Annotated in this window: 1 pseudogene; it reads right to left on the reverse strand. The window is 67.0% G+C overall.

Annotation, left to right across the window (positions count from 1 at the left end):
- Nucleotides 1-399: pseudogene (locus tag MKK53_RS25305) on the reverse strand (hypothetical protein); the annotation flags it as partial.
- Nucleotides 400-767 lie beyond the last annotated feature (368 nt).

Below are 767 nucleotides of genomic sequence, written 5' to 3' on the forward strand. Positions count from 1 at the left end.
TGTCGGCTGCCGCTCGACGGGTGGGGGCACGCCGTCAACCGGCTTCGGGGCGGTCGGCAGCTCCACTGGCGCGCTCTCCGATGGGGGTGGGTCGACTGCGACTGGGGTGAGCGCGGCGGCTAGCTCGATCGCGTCCCTGTCGACGGGTGTCGGCTCCCTCTCGACGGGCTTGTGCGGGACGGCGAGCATGGTCGGATCGCTGTCGACCGGGGTCGGCTCCCTCTCGACGGGTCTGTCCGGCACGACGAGTACGGTCGGCTCTCTCTCGACCAGCGTTGGTTCCCTCTCCACGGGGGTTGGGTCGCTCTCGACTGGGTTGAGCGCGGCGGGTAGCTCGATCGCGTCTTTGTCGACGGGTGTCGGCTCGCTCTCGACAGGCCTGTCGGGCACGACGAGCATGGTCGGATCCCTGTCCACCGGGGTCGGCTCCCTCTCGACGGGTCTGTCCGGCACGACGAGTACGGTCGGGTCCCTCTCCACGAGCGTTGGATCGCTCTCGACGGGTGTTGGGTCGCTCTCGACTGGGTTGAGTGCGGCGGGTAGCTCGATCGCGTCCCTTTCGACCGGTGTCGGCTACATCGGAAGGGCGTCGTGTGGGGCGAGAGTGTCTGCCCCTGCGTAGATGTCGGGGGTCGGCGCGTCATCAAAAGGATTAAGCGCAGTGGACAGCAGGAGTAGGTCGCTCTACACAGGTGTGGGTTCTCTGTCGACTGGTTTTAGCGAGGCGTGCAGCTCTGTGGCGTCGTTATCGACGGTCGTTGGATCCC

This window comes from Methylobacterium sp. J-076 (assembly GCF_022829405.1).
In the GTDB taxonomy this organism is placed as follows: domain Bacteria; phylum Pseudomonadota; class Alphaproteobacteria; order Rhizobiales; family Beijerinckiaceae; genus Methylobacterium.